The sequence below is a fragment of the Sphingomonas sp. 179-A 2A2 NHS genome, from assembly GCF_045371305.1.
GTDB lineage: Bacteria > Pseudomonadota > Alphaproteobacteria > Sphingomonadales > Sphingomonadaceae > Sphingomonas.
In genome coordinates this window covers 233,027-254,417 of sequence record NZ_JBIQDE010000004.1, presented here as the reverse complement: position 1 = coordinate 254,417, position 21,391 = coordinate 233,027, and the positions used below count along the sequence as shown (strand labels likewise).

The 21,391-nt window shown below is 65.8% G+C and carries 24 protein-coding genes; 14 read left to right on the top strand and 10 right to left on the bottom strand.

Features of this window, described 5'->3' with window-relative positions:
• The first annotated feature begins 77 nt into the window (after window positions 1–77).
• Entirely contained in the window at window positions 78–689 is a 612-nt protein-coding gene (locus ACH0AE_RS10635) for a DedA family protein (RefSeq protein ID WP_294444109.1), read from the top strand.
• A gap of 61 nt (window positions 690–750) precedes the next feature.
• Here the strand turns inward: ACH0AE_RS10635 and thiS are convergent, their stop codons facing one another.
• Window positions 751–1,758, bottom strand: a complete 1,008-nt coding sequence (gene thiS, locus ACH0AE_RS10630; RefSeq protein WP_294444108.1) for a sulfur carrier protein ThiS — start codon at window positions 1,756–1,758, stop codon at window positions 751–753.
• A gap of 179 nt (window positions 1,759–1,937) precedes the next feature.
• Here thiS and aroQ point away from each other — a divergent pair, with 179 nt between their 5' ends.
• The 10 genes from aroQ to bfr all read left to right on the top strand — a co-directional run bounded on the left by aroQ (window position 1,938) and on the right by bfr (window position 11,137).
• A complete protein-coding gene (gene aroQ, locus ACH0AE_RS10625) occupies window positions 1,938–2,369 on the top strand; it encodes a type II 3-dehydroquinate dehydratase (RefSeq protein ID WP_294444107.1) in 432 nt (143 codons plus the stop codon).
• A 35-nt stretch (window positions 2,370–2,404) separates the two neighbouring features.
• Window positions 2,405–2,884 carry an acetyl-CoA carboxylase biotin carboxyl carrier protein gene (gene accB, locus ACH0AE_RS10620; RefSeq protein ID WP_294444106.1) on the top strand — a complete coding sequence of 160 codons (480 nt, stop codon included), beginning with the start codon at window positions 2,405–2,407 and terminating at the stop codon, window positions 2,882–2,884.
• 1 nt (window position 2,885) lies between these two features.
• Window positions 2,886–4,235, top strand: coding sequence for an acetyl-CoA carboxylase biotin carboxylase subunit (gene accC, locus ACH0AE_RS10615; protein ID WP_294444105.1), 1,350 nt, complete (start codon window positions 2,886–2,888; stop codon window positions 4,233–4,235).
• Window positions 4,236–4,284: 49 nt separating this feature from the next.
• Window positions 4,285–4,974, top strand: a complete 690-nt coding sequence (locus ACH0AE_RS10610; protein ID WP_294444104.1) for a hypothetical protein — start codon at window positions 4,285–4,287, stop codon at window positions 4,972–4,974.
• Window positions 4,975–4,985: 11 nt separating this feature from the next.
• Window positions 4,986–5,306, top strand: a complete 321-nt coding sequence (gene arsC, locus ACH0AE_RS10605) for an arsenate reductase (glutaredoxin) (protein ID WP_294444103.1) — start codon at window positions 4,986–4,988, stop codon at window positions 5,304–5,306.
• Window positions 5,303–6,739: a phospholipase D-like domain-containing protein gene (locus ACH0AE_RS10600; RefSeq protein WP_406875733.1), complete on the top strand. Its 1,437-nt coding sequence runs from the start codon at window positions 5,303–5,305 to the stop codon at window positions 6,737–6,739. Before arsC ends, ACH0AE_RS10600 begins: the two co-directional genes overlap by 4 nt.
• Before the next feature lie 62 nt (window positions 6,740–6,801).
• Entirely contained in the window at window positions 6,802–9,024 is a 2,223-nt protein-coding gene (gene purL, locus ACH0AE_RS10595; protein WP_406875732.1) for a phosphoribosylformylglycinamidine synthase subunit PurL, read from the top strand.
• Window positions 9,025–9,052: 28 nt separating this feature from the next.
• Window positions 9,053–10,303, top strand: a complete 1,251-nt coding sequence (locus ACH0AE_RS10590; RefSeq protein ID WP_406875731.1) for a DUF418 domain-containing protein — start codon at window positions 9,053–9,055, stop codon at window positions 10,301–10,303.
• A gap of 79 nt (window positions 10,304–10,382) precedes the next feature.
• Window positions 10,383–10,553, top strand: a complete 171-nt coding sequence (locus ACH0AE_RS10585) for a bacterioferritin-associated ferredoxin (protein ID WP_294444922.1) — start codon at window positions 10,383–10,385, stop codon at window positions 10,551–10,553.
• A gap of 98 nt (window positions 10,554–10,651) precedes the next feature.
• Window positions 10,652–11,137, top strand: coding sequence for a bacterioferritin (gene bfr, locus ACH0AE_RS10580; RefSeq protein WP_406875730.1), 486 nt, complete (start codon window positions 10,652–10,654; stop codon window positions 11,135–11,137).
• 45 nt (window positions 11,138–11,182) lie between these two features.
• Here the strand turns inward: bfr and ACH0AE_RS10575 are convergent, their stop codons facing one another.
• From ACH0AE_RS10575 to ACH0AE_RS10545, 7 genes are all read right to left on the bottom strand, one after another.
• Entirely contained in the window at window positions 11,183–11,617 is a 435-nt protein-coding gene (locus ACH0AE_RS10575) for an Hpt domain-containing protein (RefSeq protein ID WP_406875729.1), read from the bottom strand.
• 81 nt (window positions 11,618–11,698) lie between these two features.
• On the bottom strand, window positions 11,699–13,051 hold the full coding sequence (gene der, locus ACH0AE_RS10570) for a ribosome biogenesis GTPase Der (protein WP_294444919.1): 1,353 nt from the start codon (window positions 13,049–13,051) through the stop codon (window positions 11,699–11,701).
• A 31-nt stretch (window positions 13,052–13,082) separates the two neighbouring features.
• The gene (locus ACH0AE_RS10565; protein WP_294444918.1) at window positions 13,083–14,405 is read right to left on the bottom strand and encodes a PQQ-like beta-propeller repeat protein; all 1,323 of its coding nucleotides are present in this window, start codon (window positions 14,403–14,405) and stop codon (window positions 13,083–13,085) included.
• Window positions 14,405–15,151, bottom strand: coding sequence for a tetratricopeptide repeat protein (locus ACH0AE_RS10560; RefSeq protein ID WP_294444917.1), 747 nt, complete (start codon window positions 15,149–15,151; stop codon window positions 14,405–14,407). Before ACH0AE_RS10560 ends, ACH0AE_RS10565 begins: the two co-directional genes overlap by 1 nt.
• A 68-nt stretch (window positions 15,152–15,219) precedes the next feature.
• Window positions 15,220–16,080, bottom strand: a complete 861-nt coding sequence (panB, locus tag ACH0AE_RS10555; protein WP_294444916.1) for a 3-methyl-2-oxobutanoate hydroxymethyltransferase — start codon at window positions 16,078–16,080, stop codon at window positions 15,220–15,222.
• Between the two features lie 23 nt (window positions 16,081–16,103).
• Complete coding sequence (locus ACH0AE_RS10550) at window positions 16,104–16,544, bottom strand: hypothetical protein (protein ID WP_294444915.1); 441 nt, start codon at window positions 16,542–16,544, stop codon at window positions 16,104–16,106.
• A 128-nt stretch (window positions 16,545–16,672) separates the two neighbouring features.
• Entirely contained in the window at window positions 16,673–17,026 is a 354-nt protein-coding gene (locus ACH0AE_RS10545; protein WP_294444914.1) for an ArsC family reductase, read from the bottom strand.
• Window positions 17,027–17,307: 281 nt separating this feature from the next.
• Between ACH0AE_RS10545 and ACH0AE_RS10540 the strand changes: the two genes are divergently transcribed.
• Window positions 17,308–18,072 carry a Crp/Fnr family transcriptional regulator gene (locus ACH0AE_RS10540; RefSeq protein ID WP_294444913.1) on the top strand — a complete coding sequence of 255 codons (765 nt, stop codon included), beginning with the start codon at window positions 17,308–17,310 and terminating at the stop codon, window positions 18,070–18,072.
• 318 nt (window positions 18,073–18,390) lie between these two features.
• The gene (locus ACH0AE_RS10535; protein WP_406875728.1) at window positions 18,391–18,630 is read left to right on the top strand and encodes a hypothetical protein; all 240 of its coding nucleotides are present in this window, start codon (window positions 18,391–18,393) and stop codon (window positions 18,628–18,630) included.
• A 565-nt stretch (window positions 18,631–19,195) separates the two neighbouring features.
• Here ACH0AE_RS10535 and ACH0AE_RS10530 read toward each other — a convergent pair.
• Together ACH0AE_RS10530 and ACH0AE_RS10525 are read right to left on the bottom strand one after the other, a co-directional pair.
• Window positions 19,196–19,633, bottom strand: coding sequence for an acetyltransferase (locus ACH0AE_RS10530; RefSeq protein ID WP_294443936.1), 438 nt, complete (start codon window positions 19,631–19,633; stop codon window positions 19,196–19,198).
• Window positions 19,634–19,788: 155 nt separating this feature from the next.
• Complete coding sequence (locus tag ACH0AE_RS10525; protein WP_294443935.1) at window positions 19,789–20,415, bottom strand: glutathione S-transferase family protein; 627 nt, start codon at window positions 20,413–20,415, stop codon at window positions 19,789–19,791.
• 205 nt (window positions 20,416–20,620) lie between these two features.
• Between ACH0AE_RS10525 and aqpZ the strand changes: the two genes are divergently transcribed.
• On the top strand, window positions 20,621–21,355 hold the full coding sequence (gene aqpZ, locus ACH0AE_RS10520; protein WP_294443934.1) for an aquaporin Z: 735 nt from the start codon (window positions 20,621–20,623) through the stop codon (window positions 21,353–21,355).
• Window positions 21,356–21,391: the final 36 nt, after the last annotated feature.

Here is a 21,391-nt window from a genome sequence, read left to right as displayed (position 1 = left end):
TTCGATCGCCGGCGAAGGATCGGAACGCGCCTCGGACCAGACCGAGGCGCTCGCCATTCAACGAGAACAAGGTGCCAATGACTGACATCATCATCGACTGGATCGCACGGGGCGGATACTTCGGCATTCTGCTGCTGATGGCGCTGGAGAACATCATCCCGCCGATCCCGTCGGAAGTGATCATGGGCCTCGGCGGCATGGCAGTCGCGCGCGGCGAGATGACGCTGCCGCTGCTGATCTTCTGGGGCACCGTCGGCACCACGCTCGGCAATCTGTTCTGGTACGAGATCGGCCGCCGCATGGGCATCGTGCGCTTCCGCCCGTTCGTGGAGCGGCACCAGCGCTGGCTGACGATGGATTGGGAGGATGTCGCCCGGTTGGACCGGTTCTTCCACCGGCACGGCCACTGGGTGATCTTTGTCTTCCGCTTCCTGCCCACGTTCCGCACCGTTATTTCGCTGCCGGCAGGCATGGCGAAGATGCCGATGTTGAAGTTCCTGGCGTTCACCTTCGTCGGCAGCGCGATCTGGAATGCGGTGCTGGCCGGCGGCGGCGTCGTGCTAGGCACGTATTTCACCCAACTGGAGCGGTTTGTTGGCCCGGCGGCCGTCGCGGTCACCGTCCTTATCGTGATCGGCTATCTCTTCCGCGTCGCCACGTGGAAGCCGCGGAGCGAGCGGGCCAACTGAGGCCCGCCGCATTCATCCGCGCCATCCGCTTTGCCAGGAGCAGATGGCGCGGCCACCCAGGTCAGATAAGGCCCGCCAGCGGCGACGACGGGTCGGCGTAGCGGCGGATACCCATGCGGCCCGCGCGATAGGACAGGCGCCCCGCCTCCACCGCCGCCTTCATCGCCGCCGCCATCAGGATCGGGTCCTTCGCTTCGGCGATCGCCGTGTTCATCAGCACACCGTCGCAGCCAAGCTCCATCGCCACCGCTGCGTCGGACGCCGTACCGACGCCAGCGTCGACCAGTACCGGCACCTTGGCGCCCTCCACGATGAGGCGGATCGTCACCCGGTTCTGGATGCCAAGGCCCGATCCGATCGGCGCGCCCAGCGGCATGATCGCCACCGCGCCCGCCTCTTCCAGCTGTTTCGCGGCGATTGGATCGTCGACGCAATAGACCATCGGCTTGAAGCCCTCCTTCACCAGGACTTCGGTCGCCTTCAGCGTCTCGCGCATGTCGGGATAAAGCGTGCGCGCCTCGCCCAGCACCTCAAGCTTGACCAAATCCCAGCCGCCCGCTTCCCGCGCCAGCCGCAGCGTGCGGATCGCTTCATCGGCGGTGAAGCAGCCGGCAGTATTGGGCAGGTAGGTGAAGCGCTTTGGATCGATGAAGTCCGTCAACATCGGCGCCTTGGGATCGCTGACGTTCACGCGGCGCACCGCAACCGTGACGATCTCCGCGCCCGACGCCTCGAGCGCCGCGGCGTTCTGCGCGAAGTCCTTGTACTTGCCGGTGCCGACGATCAGCCGCGAACGGAAGGTCTTGCCCGCAACCGTCCAGGTGTCGCTGTCGACCCGCGCGGCATGATCGCCGCCGCCGACGAAATGCACGATCTCCAGATCGTCCCCGTCCTCGACCACCACGTCCTTCAGCGTAGAGCGCGGCACCACCTCGAGGTTGCGCTCCACCGCCACCTTCTCCGGCACCAGGCCGAGTTCGGTCGCCAGCTGGGCCAGCGTGATCCCGGCGACGACGCGCCGGTGTTCGCCGTTCACGGTGATGGAGATGGTTCCGTCAGAATGCGGCATGGGATCCTTTTGCGGGCGGGGAACCGCCCCCTCTTTGCGGGCTGCGCTGTCTGAACCCTGCCCCTTCCCTCGCCCGTTCGAGGAGGAAGCGGCAGCCCGGCGATCGGCAGGGCCCAGGGGATCGGAGATTTGCGTTCCAACTAGGGCTGACGCAGACAGCGTTCAAGAAAGGAAGCGCCTTGTCCCTCGTCTTCGTCCTGAACGGCCCGAACCTGAACCTGCTCGGCACGCGGGAGCCCGAAATTTATGGCCATGACACGCTGGACGATATCGCCGGCCAGCTCGAGGATCGTGCACAGGCGCTCGATCTCGAAATCGATATGCGCCAGTCCAATCATGAAGGGCATCTGGTCGATTGGCTGCACGAGGCGCAGGCCCGCAGTGCCAAGGCAGTGATCCTGAATGCGGGCGCGTTCACGCATACATCGATCGCGGTTCACGACGCGATCAAGTCGATTCGCACGCCAGTGATCGAAGTTCATTTGTCGAACCCGCACAGCCGCGAAGAATTCCGTCATGTCTCGTTCGTGGGTCGTGCCGCACGCGGAACTATCGCCGGCTTCGGTGCGATGTCATACATGCTCGCGCTTGAAGCTGCCGCGCGCATCTGACAGAGCGCGCGCCCTGTTCAGGGAAGGGGTCGAACATGGCCGATAAGGATAATGGGGTGATGAAGGTCGACGTCGATCTCGTTCGCCAGCTTGCCGAGCTGCTCGATGCGACGCAGCTCACCGAAATTGAAGTGGAAGACGGTGATCGTCGCATCCGCGTCGCGCGTGAAGTGATGCATGCCGCTGCGCCGACCGTGTATCATGCGCCGCCCGCCGCACCGGCGCCAAGCGCTGTCGCAGCGCTGCCGACGACGGAATCTGCCGCCCCCTCGCCCAGCAACGCCAATGCGGTCCGCTCGCCGATGGTTGGCACTGCCTATCTCGCCGCCGAGCCGGGCGCTGCGCCGTTCGTCACGGTCGGTCGCCAGGTCCAGGCTGGCGACACGCTGCTGATCGTCGAGGCAATGAAGGTGATGAACCCGATCACCGCGCCCAGCGCTGGCACGGTGACGGCGATCTTGGTCGACAATGGCCAGCCGGTCGAGTTCGACCAGCCGCTGGTGGTCGTCGAGTAATATGCCCGAAATCAAGAAGCTCCTCATTGCCAATCGTGGTGAGATCGCGCTGCGAATCCACCGCGCCTGCCACGAAATGGGGATCAAGACGGTCGCGGTGCATTCCACCGCTGACGCGGATGCGATGCACGTCCGCCTTGCAGACGAGGCGATCTGCATCGGCCCGCCGTCTGCGGCGGAGAGCTACCTCAACATCGCCAACATCATTTCCGCGGCCGAGATCTCGGGCGCGGATGCGATCCACCCGGGCTACGGCTTCCTCAGCGAGAACGCGAAGTTCGCCGAGATCGTCGAGGCGCACGGGCTGATCTTCGTCGGGCCCAAGCCCGAGCATATCCGCACCATGGGCGACAAGGTGGAGGCAAAGCGCACCGCCGGCGCGCTTGGCTTGCCGCTCGTCCCCGGCTCGGACGGCGCGCTGACCGATTCGGCGGAGGCCAAGCGCCTCGCGCGTGACATCGGCTATCCGGTGCTGATCAAGGCGGCATCGGGCGGCGGCGGGCGCGGCATGAAGGTCGTGCCGTCCGAGGATCAGATGGAAACGTTGATGGCGCAGGCCGGCAACGAGGCGAAGTCCGCGTTCGGCGACGCCACCGTCTACATGGAAAAGTACCTCGGCAATCCACGGCACATCGAATTCCAGGTGTTCGGTGACGGCAAGGGCAATGCGATCCATCTCGGCGAGCGTGATTGCTCGCTGCAGCGCCGCCACCAGAAGGTGCTGGAGGAGGCTCCCTCGCCCGTCATCACGGCCGAAGAGCGCGAGCGGATGGGCGGCATCGTCGCCCGCGCGATGGCCGACATGGGGTATCGCGGCGCCGGCACGATCGAGTTCCTGTGGGAGAACGGCGAGTTCTACTTCATCGAGATGAACACCCGCCTTCAGGTGGAGCATCCGGTGACGGAGGCGATCACCGGCCTCGATCTCGTCCGTGAGCAGATTCGCGTCGCGGAGGGCCACCCGCTGACGCTGCGGCAGGAGGATGTCATCTTCCGCGGCCACGCCATCGAATGCCGCATCAATGCCGAGGATCCGCGCACCTTCGCGCCGTCGCCCGGCCTCGTCTCGCTGTACCATGCGCCCGGCGGCATGAACGTGCGCGTCGATTCGGGTCTCTACGCCGGCTATCGCGTGCCGCCTTATTACGACAGCATGGTCGCCAAGCTGATCGTGTACGGCACCACGCGCCAGGGTGCGCTCCGGCGCCTGCGCCGCGCGCTGGAGGAATTCGTGATCGAGGGAATCACGACCACCATTCCCTTGCATCAGGCCCTGCTCGACGATCCCGAGTTCCAGGAAGGCGATTACACCATCAAGTGGCTGGAGGAGTGGCTCGCACGCCAGGCGTGACGGCGCTCTTCACTTGACCTAAGCCTCTCTCCTACGGGGGAGAGGCTTCATGTTCATCGGGCATTACGCACCGGCATTGATCGCCGCGGCCTGTCCCAAGGCCCCCCGTCTCGGCGCCCTGTTCGTCGCAGCACAGCTCGTCGATTTCGCGTTCTTCGGTTTCGTCGCGCTCGGCATCGAGCACGCGCGTCTCGTGCCAGGCTTCACGGTGATGAACGCGCTCGACCTTTACGACATGCGCTACACGCACAGCCTCGCCGGAACGCTTCTGTTCGCGCTCGGCTGGCTCGCGATCGCGCGGCTCGCCGGCAGCGCCTGGGTGACGGCGATGATCGGTGCCGCGGTCGTGGCATCGCACTGGTTCCTCGATCTTCTCGTCCACGCGCCGGATCTCACGATCGCCGGCTCCGGCAGCCGCTACGGCTTCGCGCTCTGGAACCACCCAATGATCGAGATGCCGCTGGAGATCGCCCTCACCGCCGCTGCGCTCGGCTTCTATCTCGTGAGAACAAGGCCGCACGGCCGCGCCGGCATTCTCGCCCCGTCAATCCTCGCCACCGCGCTGGCGTTCGTCCAGGTGATCAACTGGGCCGAGCCACAGCCTGATCGCGTCATCGATCCTGCGCCACTCGCCCAATCGCTGCTCGCGCTCGCGGTCTTCACCGCTCTTGCCCTGCTCGCCGCGTGGACGGGTCGCAGCCGCATCCCAAGGCTTGGTCCGCGGCTGCGGACGCTATAGACGATGGCGCCATGAACGCGACGATCTGGCATAACCCCCGCTGCTCCAAGTCGCGGGAGGCCTTGGCTTTGCTCCGCGATGCCGGGATCGAGCCGATCATCGTCGAATATCTCAAGGACCCGCCCAGCCGCGCCGAGCTCGCGCGCCTCTATGCCCGCGCCGGCATCGCCCCGCGCGACGCGATGCGAAAGGACGCGCCCAAGGTGGCGAACGACGAAGCCGCGCTCGACGCCATGGCCGCCGACCCCGCGCTGATCGAGCGCCCGCTGGTCGAGACCGACAAGGGCGTCGTCCTCGGCCGGCCGCCAGAACGCGTCCGCGACATCCTGTGAGCCTTCCGGAAAAGGCCCGCTGGCGTGTCGAGCGGGCGAGCCGTGCCGCGGTCATCGTCGATGCGGATCCCTATTTCCGCGTCGCGCGCGAAGCGATGATGAATGCGGAGCATCAGATCCTGCTGGTCGGCTGGGATTTCGACGCGCGAATCAAGCTCGCCTGGGACAATGAGCCGCCGGGCGTGCCCACCACCGTCGGCGATTTCATCAGTTGGCTGGTCCACCGCAAACCGGGTCTCAGCGTCCACATCCTGCGCTGGGACAAGGGCGCGCTGAAGACGCTGTTCCGAGGCAAGACGCTGTGGACGCTCACCAAGTGGCGCTTCCTGCGCAAGCGGATCCACCTGAAGCTCGATGGCCATCATCCGATCGGCGCCTCGCAGCATCAGAAGATCGTCGTGATCGACGATTGCCTCGCCTTCTGCGGCGGCATCGACATGACGGACGAGCGCTGGGACACGCGCGCTCACAGCGACAACGACGAACATCGCCGCTCGCCCAGCGGATCGCCCTTCAAGCCATGGCATGACGCCACCACCGCGCTCGAAGGCCCGGTCGCGGCCGCGCTCGGCGAACTCTGCCGGGCACGGTGGGAGATCGCCGGCGGCCGCCCGATCGAGCCCCCGCCCCCCTCGAACGCCTGCTGGCCCGAGAGCCTGGCGCCGCACTTCCGCGAGGTTGATGTCGCCATCTCGCGCTCGCAGCCCGAACATGGCCCACAAGAGGCCGTGCTCGAGATCGAGGAACTCTACCTCGCGCTCATCGCCCGCGCGAAGCGGCGCATCTATGCCGAAAGCCAGTATTTTGCCTCGCGCCGCGTGGCCGAGGCCATGGCAAAGCGCCTGGAGGAGGCGGACGGGCCCGAGATCGTCATCATCAACCCGGTGACCGCGCAGGGCTGGCTCGAGCCGATCGCCATGGACACGGCGCGCGCGCGCCTGTTCCAGGCATTGAAGCAGCGCGATCGACACGATCGCCTGCGCATGTATCACCCGCACACCGCTGGCGGCGTCCCGATCTACGTTCACGCCAAGGTGCTCGCGATCGATGACGATCTGATCCGAGTCGGCTCGTCGAACTTCAACAATCGCTCGCTCCGCCTCGATACCGAGTGCGACGTCACGATCGAGCATGAGGGCGACTGCATTTCAGCCATCCGCGACGATCTGGTCGCCGAGCATCTCGGCGTGGAGCCGGCGGAAGTGACCGCGCAGGTCGCCGCTCACGGCCTGATCGGCGCGATCGAGCGCCTGCGCGGCGAGGGAAAGACGCTCGTGCCCTACGAGGTGCCGAACCTCTCGGAGGTGGAGAAATGGCTCGCCGACAACGAGATCCTCGATCCCGAAGGGCCAGAGGGAATGTTCGAGCCGCTGACACAGCGCGAGGGGCTCGTCGCGCGGATCAAGCGGCGCCGCCTCGCACGGCGGCACTGATCGACGCGCGCAGCGCCGCCGATGTGGTGACACCGGCGGCCACCAACGCTATCGGCGCGGACATGACCGCCATCACGCCAGAAGTCGTCGCCGAACACGGCCTTAGTCCCGAGGAATATGATCGCGTCCTCCACGCGCTCGGCCGTGAGCCGAACCTGGTGGAACTCGGCATCTTCTCGGTGATGTGGTCGGAGCATTGCTCCTACAAGTCGTCGCGAATCCACCTGAAGAAGCTGCCCACGGAAGCTCCCTGGGTGATCTGCGGCCCGGGCGAGAATGCCGGCGTCATCGACATTGGTGATGGCCAGGCTGCGATCTTCAAGATGGAATCGCACAACCACCCCTCGTACATCGAGCCCTATCAGGGCGCGGCGACGGGTGTCGGCGGCATCCTGCGCGACGTCTTCACCATGGGCGCGCGCCCCATCGCGAACATGAACGCGCTTCGCTTCGGCCGCCCCGATCACCCCAAGATGCGCCACCTGATCTCGGGCGTGGTCCATGGCATCGGCGGCTATGGCAATTGCGTCGGCGTCCCCACCGTGGGCGGCGAGGTGAACTTCCACCCCGCCTATGACGGCAACATCCTCGTCAACGCGATGACCGTCGGCGTCGCCGATCAGGACAAGATCTTCTATTCGGCCGCCAGCGGCATCGGCAATCCGATCGTCTATGTCGGCTCCAAGACCGGCCGCGACGGCATCCACGGCGCCACCATGGCCTCGGCCGATTTCGGCGAGGATGCGGAGGAGAAGCGCCCGACGGTGCAGGTCGGCGATCCCTTTACCGAGAAGCTGCTGATCGAGGCCTGCCTCGAGCTCATGGCCTCCGACGCGATCGTCGCGATCCAGGACATGGGCGCCGCCGGCCTCACCTCCTCCAGCGTCGAGATGGCGTCCAAGGGCGGCGTCGGCATCGAGCTGATCATGGACGACGTGCCGCAGCGCGAAGAGGGCATGACGCCCTACGAGATGATGCTCTCCGAATCGCAGGAGCGCATGCTGATGGTGCTGAAGCCGGGCCGCGAGGCCTTTGCCGAGGCGATCTTCCGCAAGTGGGAACTCGACTTCGCCGTCATCGGCCATGTCACCGACACGGGCCGCATGGTGCTGAAGTGGAAGGGCGACACCGTCTGCGACATCCCGCTCGCCCCGCTCGCCGACGAGGCCCCGCTCTACGATCGCCCGCACGTCCCCACCCCGCCGGCCAAGGCGCTGGTCGACGTGCCGGAGTGCAAGGACATCGCAGCCGATCTCGTCACGCTGATGGGCTCGCCCGACATCGCCAGCCGCCGCTGGATCTGGGAGCAGTATGACCACATGGTCGGCGCCGACACGGTGCAGCGCCCGGGCGGCGACGCCGCGGTTGTGCGCGTCCACGGCACCGACAAGGCGCTGGCGATCACCACCGATTGCACCCCGCGCTATTGCTACGCCGATCCGGTCGAGGGCGGGAAGCAGGCCGTCGCCGAAACCTGGCGCAACCTGACCGCGGTCGGCGCCAAGCCGCTCGCGATCACCAACTGCCTCAACTTCGCCAATCCGCAGCGCCCGGAGATCATGGGCCAGATCGTCGGCTGCCTCGATGGCATGGCGCAGGCGTGCCGCGCGCTCGACTACCCGATCGTCTCCGGCAACGTCTCGCTCTACAATGAATCGAAGGCGACCGGCGGCGGCAGCGCGATCCTCCCCACCCCCGCGATCGGCGGCGTCGGCCTGATGGCGGACTGGTCGAAGAGCGCCACGATCGCCTTCAAGGGCGCGGGCGACGTCATCCTCGCGGTCGGCACCCGCCGCGGCGATCTCGGCCAGTCGCTCTGGCTGCGCGAGGTCCACGGCCGCGAGGAAGGCCCCCCGCCCCGCGTCGATCTGGCGCAGGAGAAGGCGACCGGCGATCTCATCCGCACCGCGATCGACCTCGGCCAGCTCTCCGCCGTTCACGACGTCTCCGACGGCGGCATCGCCGTCACGCTCGCCGAAATGGCGCTCGCCGGCAACATCGGCGCGATGATCGATCGCAAGCAGCCGTTCGGCTGCGCGGCAAGCTTCTTCGGCGAGGATCAGGGCGTCTACATCGTCACCGTCCACGATCACGCGCTGGCCGATTTCCTCCAGGCCGCGCTTGAGGCCGGGGTCGAGGCGGAGCCGATGGGCCGCACCGGCGGCAAGCGCCTGATCTTCGAGCGACCCGACCGCGACGATGTCGTCACGCTCGACACGCTGCGTGCGGCGCACGAGGGCTTCTTCCCGAAACTGATGGGCGGCGAGGTGTCGCTGGAGGGCTGATCCGCCCGCCGGCACCCCGCCACGCCCGATGCGCGCCGTCCCGACCGAAGCGTCCGCCCGGCTCGTCACGCTTGACGTGATCCGCGGCGTCGCGGTGATGGGCATCCTGCTGCTCAACATCGTCGATTTCGCGATGCCGAGTTACGCCTATGTCGATCCCACCTTCTATGGCGGGGCGACAGGGGCGAACTGGTGGGCTTGGGCGATCGCCTTCGTTCTTGCCGACGGCAAGATGCGCGGCCTGTTCACGATCCTGTTCGGCGCCTCCACGATGCTGATCGCGGAGCGCGCACTCGCCGCCGGCCAAAGCCCGGCGCGCGTCCATTATGCGCGCATGATCACCCTGTTCCTGATCGGTATGGTGCACGCCTATCTGATCTGGTCGGGCGACATCCTCGTTCCATATGCGATCGGCGGCGCGATCATCTTCGCCGCGCGACGCTGGCGAACCGAGGCGCTGCTCGCCCTGGCCACGATCATCATGCTCCTGCAACTCGTCGCCGGCATCGCCGATCACGCCGCCGCACGGCACTTCGAGGCGCGCGCCACCGCGGCTGATGCGCCCGTGGCGCTGCAGGACAAATGGTCGCGCTATACGGGCGGCATCGCGGAACTGCGCGCCGAAATCCCGGCGGAGATCGCCGCTTTCCGCGGCGGATGGTCGGATGTGCTGCCCGCCCGCATTGTCCGCACCTATGAGGCGCAGACCGAGGTCATGCCCTCGCTGCTTCCGGAAACGATCGCACTGATGCTGCTGGGCGTGGCGCTGTTCCGCAGCGGCTTCTTCGCTGGCGAATGGCCGCGCCGGCGCTACCGGCAGCTGATGCTGCTCGGCTACGGCATCTGCCTGCCGCTGTACCTCCCGCTCGTCTGGTGGATCTCCAGCACGAACTTCGATCCGCTCACCTTGCTGCTGGCAAATCCGCTCCACCTCGTCCTGCTGCGCCCGGGCCTCGCGCTGGCCTATGCAGCGACGATCATCCTCCTGATGCAGCGCGGGCCAGCCGGCGCCCTGACCCGGCGGATCGCCGCGGTCGGGCGGATGGCGTTCAGCAACTATCTCGCCACCAGCCTCCTCTGCACCTTGCTCTTCTACGGCTACGGCCTCGGCTGGTTCGGCCGTCTCGAGCGGTGGCAGCTCTATCCCATCGTCGCCGTGATCTGCGCCGCGATGCTGCTTTGGTCGAAGCCATGGCTCGACCGGTTCGCCTACGGGCCGTTCGAATGGCTGTGGCGCAGCATGGCCCGGCTCAAGCTGCAGCCGATCACGCACCGCTAATTTGCGAATAAGACGCAAAAGGACTTGCGACACATTCGCATTAGCCCTACCCCATGCTCAGCCGTGAGGGGAGATCAACATGGTCGTTTGCGTCTGTAATGCCATCCGCGAAAGCGACGTCCGCAACGCTGCACGCTCTGGATCGAAGACGGCATGTCAGGCCTATCGCTCGCTCGGTCGCCAGCCCAAGTGCGGCCAGTGCGTCACGTTCGCGCGAGCCATTATCGATGAAGAGCGCGCTGCTGCGTAGCGTTCGCAATCCCAGGAATCCGCAGAAATCCGCCATTTTTTAGATGGCGCTCACGCCCCACCGACGATACAAGCCGGCCCCGTAACGGAGGCACTGCAATGAAGGGCGACGCACGCGTCATCGAGTTCTTGAACGAAACGCTCAAGAACGAACTTACCGCGATCAACCAATATTGGTTGCACTATCGCCTGCTCGAGCACTGGGGCGTGCGCAAGCTCGCCGAATTCGAGCGGCACGAATCGATCGACGAGATGAAGCACGCCGATTGGCTGGCGGAGCGCATCCTGTTCCTCGATGGCCTCCCCAATTTCCAGCTGCTCGGCCGCCTGCGCATCGGCGAGACCGTCGAGGAAGTGCTGAAGGCCGATCTCGCCATGGAGATCGAGGCCGTCGCGCAGCTTAAGGCCGCGATCGCCTATTGCGAGGAAGTGAAGGATTTCGTCAGCCGCGATCTCTTCACCAAGATCCTGCTGAGCGAGGAAGAGCATGTCGACACGCTCGAACGGCAGTTCGAGATGATCGAGCGCATGGGTCTGCAGAATTATATCCAGCTCAACGCCCAGCCGGAGCAGGCGGACGGCTGATCGTCCGGTGCCGGCCGGTGACCGGCGCCTTTCACCGGGGCACGATCAGGATCGGCCGAACGTCCCGCCAGCCGGGCGTCGGCCGAACCCGGTCGCTGGCCGGCGTGCAGCCATCGGGCCGGCTTCACGCTCCAGCAGCGCCAGCGTTTCATTGAACAGCGGCCGCAGCCGAGCGACGTCCTCCACCGCGGCCTCAGGCGTCTCGCGCGCCTCGACGCAGTCGCGCGCAATCACCTCGATCGCTTCAGCCAGATCAGCGAGCGGCGTCGCCCCGAACTGGCCCGCCTCGCCCTTCAGCGTATGCGCTGGAATCACAATCGCCGCGGCATTGAGCGCGCGCATGCCCGCCTCGATCGCCGCAACGGATTTCACTCCGTCCTCGCGGAAATAGCCGAGGATCCGCACGAAGTCGGCACCAAGCTCCGCCCGCGCCTTCGCAAAGGCTGCCCAGTCGACCAACGCGCTGCCTTCGAACGACACGATCCCATTCCCCTGCGCGCTGTGGGTGACTACAGCGCAAGTAAGATCATCTATCGCCGTGAAGTAAATAGCGGGTAAGCGTCAGCTACTGTAAGGGTTCTTAGGTGCTCGCAACGTCAGACGGACCGGAACGGCACCAAATCCAAGATCTTTACGCATCGAATTGACCAGATAGCGTTCGTAGCTCGCCGGCAATTGGTCGACGCGCGTGCCGAAGATCACGAAGCTCGGCGGCCGTGTCTTGACCTGCGTCACATAGCGCATCTTGATCCGCTTGCCGCCCGGCGCGGGCGGCGGATTGGCTTCGATCGCCCGTTCGAACCAGCGGTTGAGCTCGCCCGTCGGCACGCGGCGCGACCATGCCTCCCGCGTTTCGAAGGCTGCGCCGATCAGCTGGTCGATACCCTTGCCGGTCATCGCCGATACGGTGATCAGCGGCACGCCCTTCACCTGGCTCAGGCCATCACCAAGCGCCGCCTTCACGCCGTTGAACAGTGACGAGGGGTCTTCGGCGACATCCCATTTGTTCAGCGCGATGATCAGCGCGCGCCCTTCCTCCAGCACGCGATCGGCGATGCGCAGATCCTGCGATTCAAGGCCAAGCGTCGCGTCCAGCAGCAGCACGACGACTTCGGCGAAGTCCACCGCGTGCAGCGCATCGGCGACGGAAAGCTTTTCCAGCTTGTCCTGCACCTTGGCGCGCTTGCGCATCCCCGCGGTATCGATCAGCCGCACAGGCCGCCCGCGCCATTCCCAGTCGATCGCGATCGAATCGCGCGTGATCCCCGCCTCGGGCCCGGTGATCATGCGATCCTCGCCCAGCATCCGGTTGACCAGCGTCGACTTGCCCGCGTTCGGCCGCCCGACGATCGCAAGCTTCAGCGGCGCGTCAGGGTTCTCCCCCTCGTCATCCGCCTCCTCGTCCTCCGCCTCCTTGTCGAGATACGGAAGCAGCGCGTCGAACAGGTCGGCGACGCCTTCGCCATGTTCGGCCGACAGCTGGACGGGATCACCAAAGCCCAGCGCGAGCGATTCCAGGATGCCTTGTTCGCCGGAGCGCCCCTCCGCCTTGTTAGCCACCAGCACGATCGGCGTGGTCGATCCCCGCAGCCAGCGCGCGATCTCCTCGTCCAGCGGCACGATCCCGGCACGCGCGTCGACCATGAACAGCGCGACATCCGCCGCCGCCACCGCCGCCTCGGTCTGCAGGCGCATACGGCCCGGCAGCGAGTGCGCGTCATGATCTTCGTAGCCCGCGGTATCGACGACGCGGAAATCCAGGCCCAGGAGGTGCGCATCGCCCTCGCGCCGGTCGCGGGTTACGCCGGGGCGATCATCCACGAGCGCCAGCTTCTTGCCGACGAGACGGTTGAACAACGTGGACTTGCCGACATTAGGGCGGCCGACGATCGCGACGGTGGGGAGACGTGCCATCGCGCCCCCCTACCCGCTCGCCGCCCCCGCGTCACCTGTACGCGGACATGCGTCCCTTATGATCGAGCGTGTACAGGGTCTGGTTCGCCACGATCGGCGGCAAGGTGAAGCTGTCGGACGCGTCGATCGTCACCTGCACGCTGCCGTCGGCCGGCGACACGCCGACCAGTTCGCCGCGCGAATTGGTAAGCCACAGCCGGTCACCGGCGAGAACCGGGCCGAACCAGGTGTAGGGGTTCGATTTCTTCTTCTCGTTCTTGTACGCGCGCAGCTGGCCGATCCAGCGGACCTTGCCGTTGGCGCGCGACAGGCACACCAGACGCGCATCGTCGGTCACGACGAACAGCCACTCGCCCGCGATCCATGGCGTCGTGATGCTGGCGAAATTCTGCTCCCACAGGCGCTGCCCGGTCGCGATCTCGATCGCCACCATGCGCCCGCCCTGCCCCACGGCATAGACGCGCCCGTCAGCGATCACCGGATCCGCGTCGATATCGGCCAAGCTCGAAACCGAGGTGGAGATGCTGGTGCGCGACAAGGCGTCCTGCCACAGGGTGCGGCCGTTCTCGTAGCGATAGGCATTGAGTTCGCCCGAGGAGAAGCCGGCGACGATCGTGCCCGCTGCCGCAGCCGGTGCCGCGACGCCGAACACGCCCTGCGTCTCGACGCTGGCGGACGCGGTCCACTGCACCTTCCCGTCAGCCTCGCCCAGCGCATAGAGCTGGTTGTCCTGGCTCAGCACATAGATCTGGCCGTTGGCGATGGTCGGCGCGCCGCGCAGCGGCCCGCCCGGCTTGGAACGCCACACTTCGCTGCCATCGGCGGCGTTCAGCGCCACCACGTCGCCAAGCCCGCTCGTCGCATAGACGCGGCCGCCGTCGACGCTGGCGCCGCCGCCGAACAGCGCGGACTTATTCGATTCGTCCTTGGCCAATGCCGTGGACCAGATCGAGCTTCCGGTGTCCGCGTTGAACGCATGCACCCGCGCCTCGACGTCGACGACGAAGAGCTTGCCGTCCGCAATCACTGGCGTGCCGCCGAGCTGCTGGCGGTTCGATCCGCCGTTGATCGACGCGCCCCAGATCCGCGCCGGCGATCCGCCAAGCGCCAGATGGCCCATGTCCTTCGCGGCATTGCCGCCCGGCTGGGTCCACTCCGCGTTCACCTCGGCCGCCGGCAGCAGCACCTGCACGCCCGACAGCGACGGATCCACCTCCGCCTCATTCTCCGATACCAGGATCGGCACGCGATTGCCGACCGTCGGCGTCTTCTTTTCCTGGCCCTTGAAGATGCCGCAGGCGCTCAGAGCCATCAGGCTCGCCACGGCGATCGGGGCGGCAATCGACTTTTTCATTACTGTGCCTTGCTCTGTGCCCCGCCCGCAGCCGGGCCGGTGCCGCCATCACTCTTCGTGCCCGCCTCTGCCGGCACGGCGTCGACACCAAGTACGCCCGCCATCTGAACCGCGCGTTGACGGATCGTCGCCGGCACCTTCTCGTCCTGCGCGATCTGCCCGAACAGCTTGCCGGCAAGATCGCGGCGGCCCTGCTTCAGGTAGGCCAGCGCCACCAGTTCACCGGCGCTGCCGAAATAGGGGTTCTCCGGCACCGCCAGCCCGCGCAGCCGCGTGACCACCTGGTCGGGCTTGATCGTGTCGAACTCGGCCATCGTCTGGCGCACCAGCGCCAGCTGGCGGAACGGCGCGTCCAGCGACTCGTCGGCCGCGATCTGTCCGAACTTGGCCGCCGCGCCCTTCAGGTCGTCCTTCTGCAGCAGCAGGTCGGCCTGGGTGAACAGCGCCACCGCGCGATAGCCATCGGACTTGGACTGGGCGAGCTCGGCCAGCGGCGCGGTCGTCTTCTCCAGCCGATTGGCGGCCAGATCGTCCCACACCAGCTGCAACTTCTCACCCTCGCGTCCGGCTTCCTCGCGCTTCTGATGCTGCCAGAAGAGGTATCCACCGAAGGCCGCGAGCGTCACGACGATCACGGCAGCGATGATGAGGCCCCAGCGCTTCGCCAGCGCCGCAGCCTGTTCCTTGCGCAGTTCCTCGTCGACTTCGCGCAGGAATGCCTGGTTGTTCTGCGGCGTGAGCGCCACGACCTACTCCGATACTAAAGGAAATCGGCGGCGAGCTTTACGGCCTGCCGGCGGAAAACGAAAGCGGCTCACGTTTTGGGGGCGTAAGTCTGCTCCGCCCCCGGAAATGCGCGCGTTTTCACTTCCTCGGCATAGGCCGCGGCGTGATCGCCGATGAAGCTCGCCATGTTGCCATAACGCTTCACGAACCGCGGCACGCGCTCGAACAGGCCAAGCATGTCCTCGGTCACCAGCACCTGGCCGTCGCATTCCGCCGACGCGCCGATGCCGATCGTCGGCACGCTGACCGATCGCGTGATCTCGATCGCGATCGGCTCCACCACGCCTTCGATCACCACCGAGAAGGCGCCGGCCTCCGCCACCGCCACCGCATCGCCCACGATCTTGCGCGCCTCGGCCTCCGATCGGCCGCGCGCGCCATAGCCGCCCAGCGCATTCACCGCCTGCGGTGTCAGGCCGACATGCCCCATTACGGGAATGCCGCGCTCGGAAAGGAACGCCACGGTCGACGCCATCGCCGTTCCGCCTTCCATCTTCACCGCCGCCGCGCCGGTCTGCTTCAGCAGCCAGGAAGCGCTCTCGAACGCCTTTTCCGGGCTGGCTTCGTAGCTGCCGAACGGCATGTCGACGATCACCATCGCGTGATAGCTGCCGCGTACCACCGCCGCGCCATGTGCCGCCATCATCTCCAGCGTCACCGGCACCGTCGAAGGCAGGCCGTAGATCACCTGTCCCAGGCTGTCGCCCACCAGCAGCATGTCGCAATGCGGGTCCAGCAGCTGCGCCGTACGCACGGTATAGGCGGTCAGCATCACCAGCGGCTCCTTGCCCTTGCGCTGGCGCACGGCAGGAACGGTCACCCGCTTCATCGGCGCCGAAACAGGCGTCGCGCGGCTGGTGGAGCTGTCGATCGTGAAAGTCGTGGACATGGGGGCCGCTTAGCCGGTTCGCTTCACACGATCCAGCCGCGTGCCTTGGCGGTCATCGCGAACCACAAGGTGAAGGCCCCGATCGCGAAGATCGCCGCGGGGAAATATGTCGTCCACCAGCCCTTCATCGCGATGATGTCGGTCGCCAGGAACATCCAGCCAAACATCACCACGATCGCGGCGAGCGAGACGATCGCCAGCGGCACCGCGATGGCGCGCCGAAGCACCAGCGCGATCCCCGCCGCCAGCCCGCCCCACGTCGCGACCGCATAAACCCAGTCATACCAGCGCGGCAGCGACGCGATCAGTTGCCGGTCATAATCGCTCGGCACCGCGCCCATCGCCTCGGCACCGTTCGTCACATGCTCGTAGAAGGACAGCAGCCCCATCGCCTGCCAGAGCAGCAGCAGCAACGTGACGATCCAGAACCACGGCGGTGCACGACGAGCCAATGCCATCTTCATCCTCCCCAGCCTTGTCGGAAGGATGCTGCGCCTTTCGTTGCGATCACGCAATGGTCGGCATCAAAGGCGGCGTCTCGCCGAGGCACGCCGCCCCGTGCCCCGAGTCGCGCCTTGCTCCCCCTGGAACGTCAGCCCTTGTCGAACAACGCGGCGTAGCGATCCGGCTTGAACCCGGCCTCCAAGATGCCGTCGCCCACCAGCAGCGGGCGCTTGATCGTCGATGGATGCGCTTCCATGATCGCCATCGCACGCACCGCATCCAGATCCGCCCGCTCCGCCTCGGGCAGCTTGCGGAACGTCGTGCCCTGCCGGTTCAGCACCGTCTCCCAGCCGAGCGCATCGACCGCCTGCGTCAGCACCGCCACGTCAACGCCCGCCTTCTTGTAATCGTGAAAGCGGTACGGGACGTCGTGCTCGCCTAGCCACACCCGAGCCTTCTTCACGGTGTCGCAATTGGGAATTCCGTACATGGTAAGCGTCATTGTGGCCCTCATCGTGCTCCCGGCGGCTGATGGATTGCACGAGCCGCGCAGGTATTCACCCTTATCGGAATGGCGAATACGCGTGCCCGCGCCGGAAACTGCCTCCGCCTTGGTAACGCAGCTCAATATCGAAGCGTAACGAAATGTGCTCCACGCTGATTTACATCAGAGCGCGCTCCTTCGCTGGCGCTATGGCCGGACTTATCGTCAACACGTCGCCCGCAAGCGTTGACGCCTGAGAGTTGTTACGTGCTCCCGCCTGCAGTTTCGGAGCACCGGCCATGGGTTTCTCGGCCGAGAACAGCCTACAGTCGTTCGTGGATCGTCTCACATGCCGCTCAATCCTCACCGAAGGGGAAAAGCAGGCCGCCTTGTCGCTTCCCACGCACTTGGTCAAAGTTTGGGATCGCCAGGACTTCGTTCACATCAACGAACATGTGACGTACAGTAGCTTCATCGCCTCGGGTCTTGCGGGACGTTTCGGCCAGACCGCATCGGGTGCACGGCAGTTCACCGCATTTCATATTCCCGGCGACATGGTCGATCTCCACGCAGCGGTCCGCCCGATCGGGCTGGGCGGTTTGACGGCGCTTTGCGACACGACAATTCTGCGTGTCCCCCACGCTGAAATCCGCATCCTCGCGGCAAGGTTTCCGGCTCTTGCGGAGGCGTTCTGGCGAGACTCGTTGCTGGATTCAGCGATCTTGATGCAGTGGGTGATCAACGTGGGCCGGCGCGATGCGCGAACAAGGATCGCCCACGCCATCTGCGAAATGTCGATCCGCTACGGCCGGGACCGCGAGGTACTGTCAAAGTTCGACTTTCCCGTGACGCAGGAGCAGCTGGCCGACGCCACCGCGTTGACCGCCGTGCATGTCAACCGATCGCTGAAGGCGCTTCGCGAGACTGGTATCGTCGATCTTTCGCGCGGCAGAGTGCACATCCACGATTGGCACGCGCTTGCCAAATCGGGCGATTTCGAGCCGAACTATCTGATCGCCGACACCAAGCCGGAACGGCAGAAGCGGCTCCTCTCACAATCCTGATCGGTCGGCACACGAAAGCGTCAGCGACAGAAGGCTGCCGCCGCGCTCGACATCGCCCAAGTCGACAGCATCTGGACGCTAGCCATTGCCGCGCTAACTAATGGCCTCAAAGTGACGGAGCCGATCATCAACAATCGTCACAAAAGGAAAGGCTGCGACGATCGCTATCGCGCCCGACCTGAGAGGGAATTGGGCCTTCTAGGACTCGCGGAAATGCGCGCCCGCAGCGAAGGAGTTCTCCGCGACGGCGCGCAAAAAGCGGTCCGGCAGGAAACGCCCCAATTGCGGACATCCGCCCCTGAGCGGTAGACTGGCAGAATGAGTGCAGCGGCTGCCATTTTTCTGCTGATTTTAGACGTGGCTGTCTCAGCGATGACCGGCTGGTTCTTAAGAAAAGGATTGGTCACGGGAACGCTGGAAAATCGCTATGGCGCGTTCGTGCGGTCGTCCCAGCCCGTGGCTTTCTGGGTAAGCGTGATCGTCTATGCCACAGGACTGGCTGTCTTGATTATGATGGCCATCTACCTTCTAGCATCCATATTCGGCTATTCGGGCTGACGGCGCACGTATGTCCGCTATCCACCCACTCTCCGCCATTCGAAACCGCGCCAACGCCTTCCTAAAGCTGCCCGACAGGAAGCGCCCCAATTGCGGACGTTCCTTTGACGCGTTCACAATGCCGCTATGAAGCCGAACCGCTACGAGTGGCTGCACGCCGAGCAGCAAACCATAGCCACTGAAGGTTCTGAAGTCCGTCGCGCTTGGCGCATGTATCCGCAGATGACTGGTGGCGCTTTCATCGTTACGGCAGTCTTATTTTGTATGCTCGCCCTTGTTGGGCGGTCCCCGCGTGATCCTGATGGGACGATGCAACTTCGCTATTTCGCGGCCGCTTGCGCGGTCATCGCGCTGGTATCAGCGGCGATGCTGTGGAAGTGGCGCGTCCGGCATCTTTCACTTCGATTGTCTGCATGGGTTCTATTGTGCCTTTCGGTCCTGGCCCTAACGATAGGGGCGCTTCCCTAAGCACAGCGACCGGCAGCTTTCCACAAACCCTTAACCACTCATATTCGCCGCGAGCGCACCCAAGAGCGATCTCCCCGCGATCCGCAACGGCTAACGATCAGGGCCGGAAAGCCAGGTGCAGGAGGGGATAGGGCCTCCCCTGGCCATCGATCGGCGAGCGGCCGGTCTGGTTGAAGCCCATTCTCTCGTAAAACCCGACAGCCTGGCCATTCTGCTCGTTAACGTCGGTGGTCATGGCCGGGTGGAGGCTCAAGCCGTGCCGAACGAGGGCGGCACCGATCCCGCGGCCGCGAACGGCGGGGTCGACGAACAGCGCCTCCATGTGCCCGTCCTCCACCAGCATGAAGGCCAGCGCCCGGTCGTTCTCGTCTGCGGCGATCCAGAGCGGAGCCTGTGGCAGAAAGCCTGTGATAAGGTCGTCGAGCGCAAGACGATCGGCGGGGGTGAGAAAGCCGTGCGTCGCGTCGACAGCACCTCGCCAGATCTCAACAACGCGCTCGCCCTCATCGGTGCGGGATGGCCGGATCGTTATCATCCGGCACCGATGCTGCACCTTGGCTGCTGCGCGCAAGTTGCAAAGGAGCAGGCATCTGCGCGGCGGGCGCGAATGGACAATGGAGACGCCGCCTGGTGTTTACCCACGCCCCATATCGAAGCTCGACCGCGATATCTCTCGCCCAGGGCGAGCAGCTACGCCTTCACCCCTTCATGCGATCGCGCCATCGCCCGCTGGTACGCGCCTCGCCCGGTGGTGCGCGCGAGATAGTCATGCTCCGCGTCACCCAGCATGATGCCGCACGTTCGCAGCCCCAGCGTGAGCGCGTAGGTGACGGAAATGTCCGCCGCCGTGAACGCGTCGCCGGCCAGATATGGCGATGAGGCGAGCCGGTCCGCCACCAGCCGCAGCCGCTTCCCGAACGAGTGCAGGCACCATGTCGCACCCCAATTGTCGCGCTCGGCCTCGGGTGCGAGGAAGCGGCTGACGATCACCGGCATCATCAGAGTCGCCAGCCCGGCTTCGCCAAGATGCAGGAACTGCTGATAGGCCGGGAACGCGGCGTCGTTCGGTGCCGGCGCGAGCGGCGTCGGCCCGTAGCGGCCGAGAAGATATTCCATGATCGCGATCGATTCGACCATCGTCACATCGCCATCCTGAATCGCGGGGATGTAATCCGCCGGATTGAGCGCCAGGAACTCGGGCTCGCGATTGGGCGCCAGCATGTCCACCTGCCTCACAGTGTAGGGAAGGCCCATCTCCTCCAGCAACCACACCACGCGGATCGATCGCGAAACCTGCCCGCCCCAGACGGTGATCATACGCCCTCCTCGCCATCATCCTCGACGGTCAGGCCCAGCGAAGCACAGCCTGCGCGCGTGTAAAAGGCATGTGCGACGGCGCGGCCCCGATCGCCCCCGCTATTGAACCGGGCGTCTGGCTCCGCGCTCCGGCAAACCCCGTATTTCCGCCGCCGCCGATCTGGTGTCTCAACGTCTCACGACAGGCCGTGGACGGAGAGAGAAGGTGGAGAACACCCGAAAGCTGACTGCCGAACTGATCGGCACCTTCTGGCTCACCTTCGGCGGCTGCGGCTCGGCCGTGCTGGCGGCGGCCTTCCCGGAACTCGGCATCGGCTTTGCCGGCGTCTCGCTCGCCTTCGGCCTTACCGTGCTGACGATGGCTTATGCGATCGGCCACATCTCGGGCTGCCACCTCAATCCCGCAGTCACGGTCGGGCTGGCGGTCGGCGGCCGCTTCCCGGGCAAGGACGTGGTGCCGTACATCGTCGCCCAGGTGGTCGGCGCGATCCTCGGCGCTTTCATCCTGTACCTCATCGCCAGCGGCGCGCCCGGCTTCGACGCGCCCGCCTCGGGCTTCGCCGCCAATGGCTATGGCGCGCATTCGCCGGGCGGCTATTCGCTCGCCTCCGCCTTCACCGCCGAGGTCGTGCTGACGGCAGTGTTCCTGTTCATCATCATGGGCGCGACGCACGGCCGCGCGCCGGTCCAGTTCGCGCCCATCGCGATCGGCCTGGCGCTGACGCTCATCCACCTCATCAGCATCCCGGTCACCAACACATCGGTGAACCCCGCGCGCAGCACCGGGCCCGCACTGTTCGTCGGCGGCTGGGCGCTGGCGCAGCTCTGGCTGTTCTGGCTCGCGCCGCTGATCGGCGGCGCGGCCGGCGGCATGATCTACCGCTGGATCAGCCCGATGCCGCAGCAGGACGTGGTGGGTGACGCGGCGCGCCCGCACTGAAGGCGCCGCTCCGCTGAACATCGAAAAGGCAGCGCC

Coding starts and splice junctions, on each gene's coding strand:
- ACH0AE_RS10635 (WP_294444109.1), top strand. CDS start 78: ATGACTGACATCATCATCGACTGGATCGCACGGGGCGGATACTTCGGC.
- thiS (WP_294444108.1), bottom strand. CDS start 1,758: ATGCCGCATTCTGACGGAACCATCTCCATCACCGTGAACGGCGAACAC.
- accB (WP_294444106.1), top strand. CDS start 2,405: ATGGCCGATAAGGATAATGGGGTGATGAAGGTCGACGTCGATCTCGTT.
- accC (WP_294444105.1), top strand. CDS start 2,886: ATGCCCGAAATCAAGAAGCTCCTCATTGCCAATCGTGGTGAGATCGCG.
- ACH0AE_RS10610 (WP_294444104.1), top strand. CDS start 4,285: ATGTTCATCGGGCATTACGCACCGGCATTGATCGCCGCGGCCTGTCCC.
- arsC (WP_294444103.1), top strand. CDS start 4,986: ATGAACGCGACGATCTGGCATAACCCCCGCTGCTCCAAGTCGCGGGAG.
- purL (WP_406875732.1), top strand. CDS start 6,802: ATGACCGCCATCACGCCAGAAGTCGTCGCCGAACACGGCCTTAGTCCC.
- ACH0AE_RS10590 (WP_406875731.1), top strand. CDS start 9,053: ATGCGCGCCGTCCCGACCGAAGCGTCCGCCCGGCTCGTCACGCTTGAC.
- ACH0AE_RS10585 (WP_294444922.1), top strand. CDS start 10,383: ATGGTCGTTTGCGTCTGTAATGCCATCCGCGAAAGCGACGTCCGCAAC.
- bfr (WP_406875730.1), top strand. CDS start 10,652: ATGAAGGGCGACGCACGCGTCATCGAGTTCTTGAACGAAACGCTCAAG.
- der (WP_294444919.1), bottom strand. CDS start 13,051: ATGGCACGTCTCCCCACCGTCGCGATCGTCGGCCGCCCTAATGTCGGC.
- ACH0AE_RS10565 (WP_294444918.1), bottom strand. CDS start 14,405: ATGAAAAAGTCGATTGCCGCCCCGATCGCCGTGGCGAGCCTGATGGCT.
- panB (WP_294444916.1), bottom strand. CDS start 16,080: ATGTCCACGACTTTCACGATCGACAGCTCCACCAGCCGCGCGACGCCT.
- ACH0AE_RS10550 (WP_294444915.1), bottom strand. CDS start 16,544: ATGAAGATGGCATTGGCTCGTCGTGCACCGCCGTGGTTCTGGATCGTC.
- ACH0AE_RS10545 (WP_294444914.1), bottom strand. CDS start 17,026: ATGACGCTTACCATGTACGGAATTCCCAATTGCGACACCGTGAAGAAG.
- ACH0AE_RS10540 (WP_294444913.1), top strand. CDS start 17,308: ATGGGTTTCTCGGCCGAGAACAGCCTACAGTCGTTCGTGGATCGTCTC.
- ACH0AE_RS10535 (WP_406875728.1), top strand. CDS start 18,391: ATGAGTGCAGCGGCTGCCATTTTTCTGCTGATTTTAGACGTGGCTGTC.
- ACH0AE_RS10530 (WP_294443936.1), bottom strand. CDS start 19,633: ATGATAACGATCCGGCCATCCCGCACCGATGAGGGCGAGCGCGTTGTT.
- ACH0AE_RS10525 (WP_294443935.1), bottom strand. CDS start 20,415: ATGATCACCGTCTGGGGCGGGCAGGTTTCGCGATCGATCCGCGTGGTG.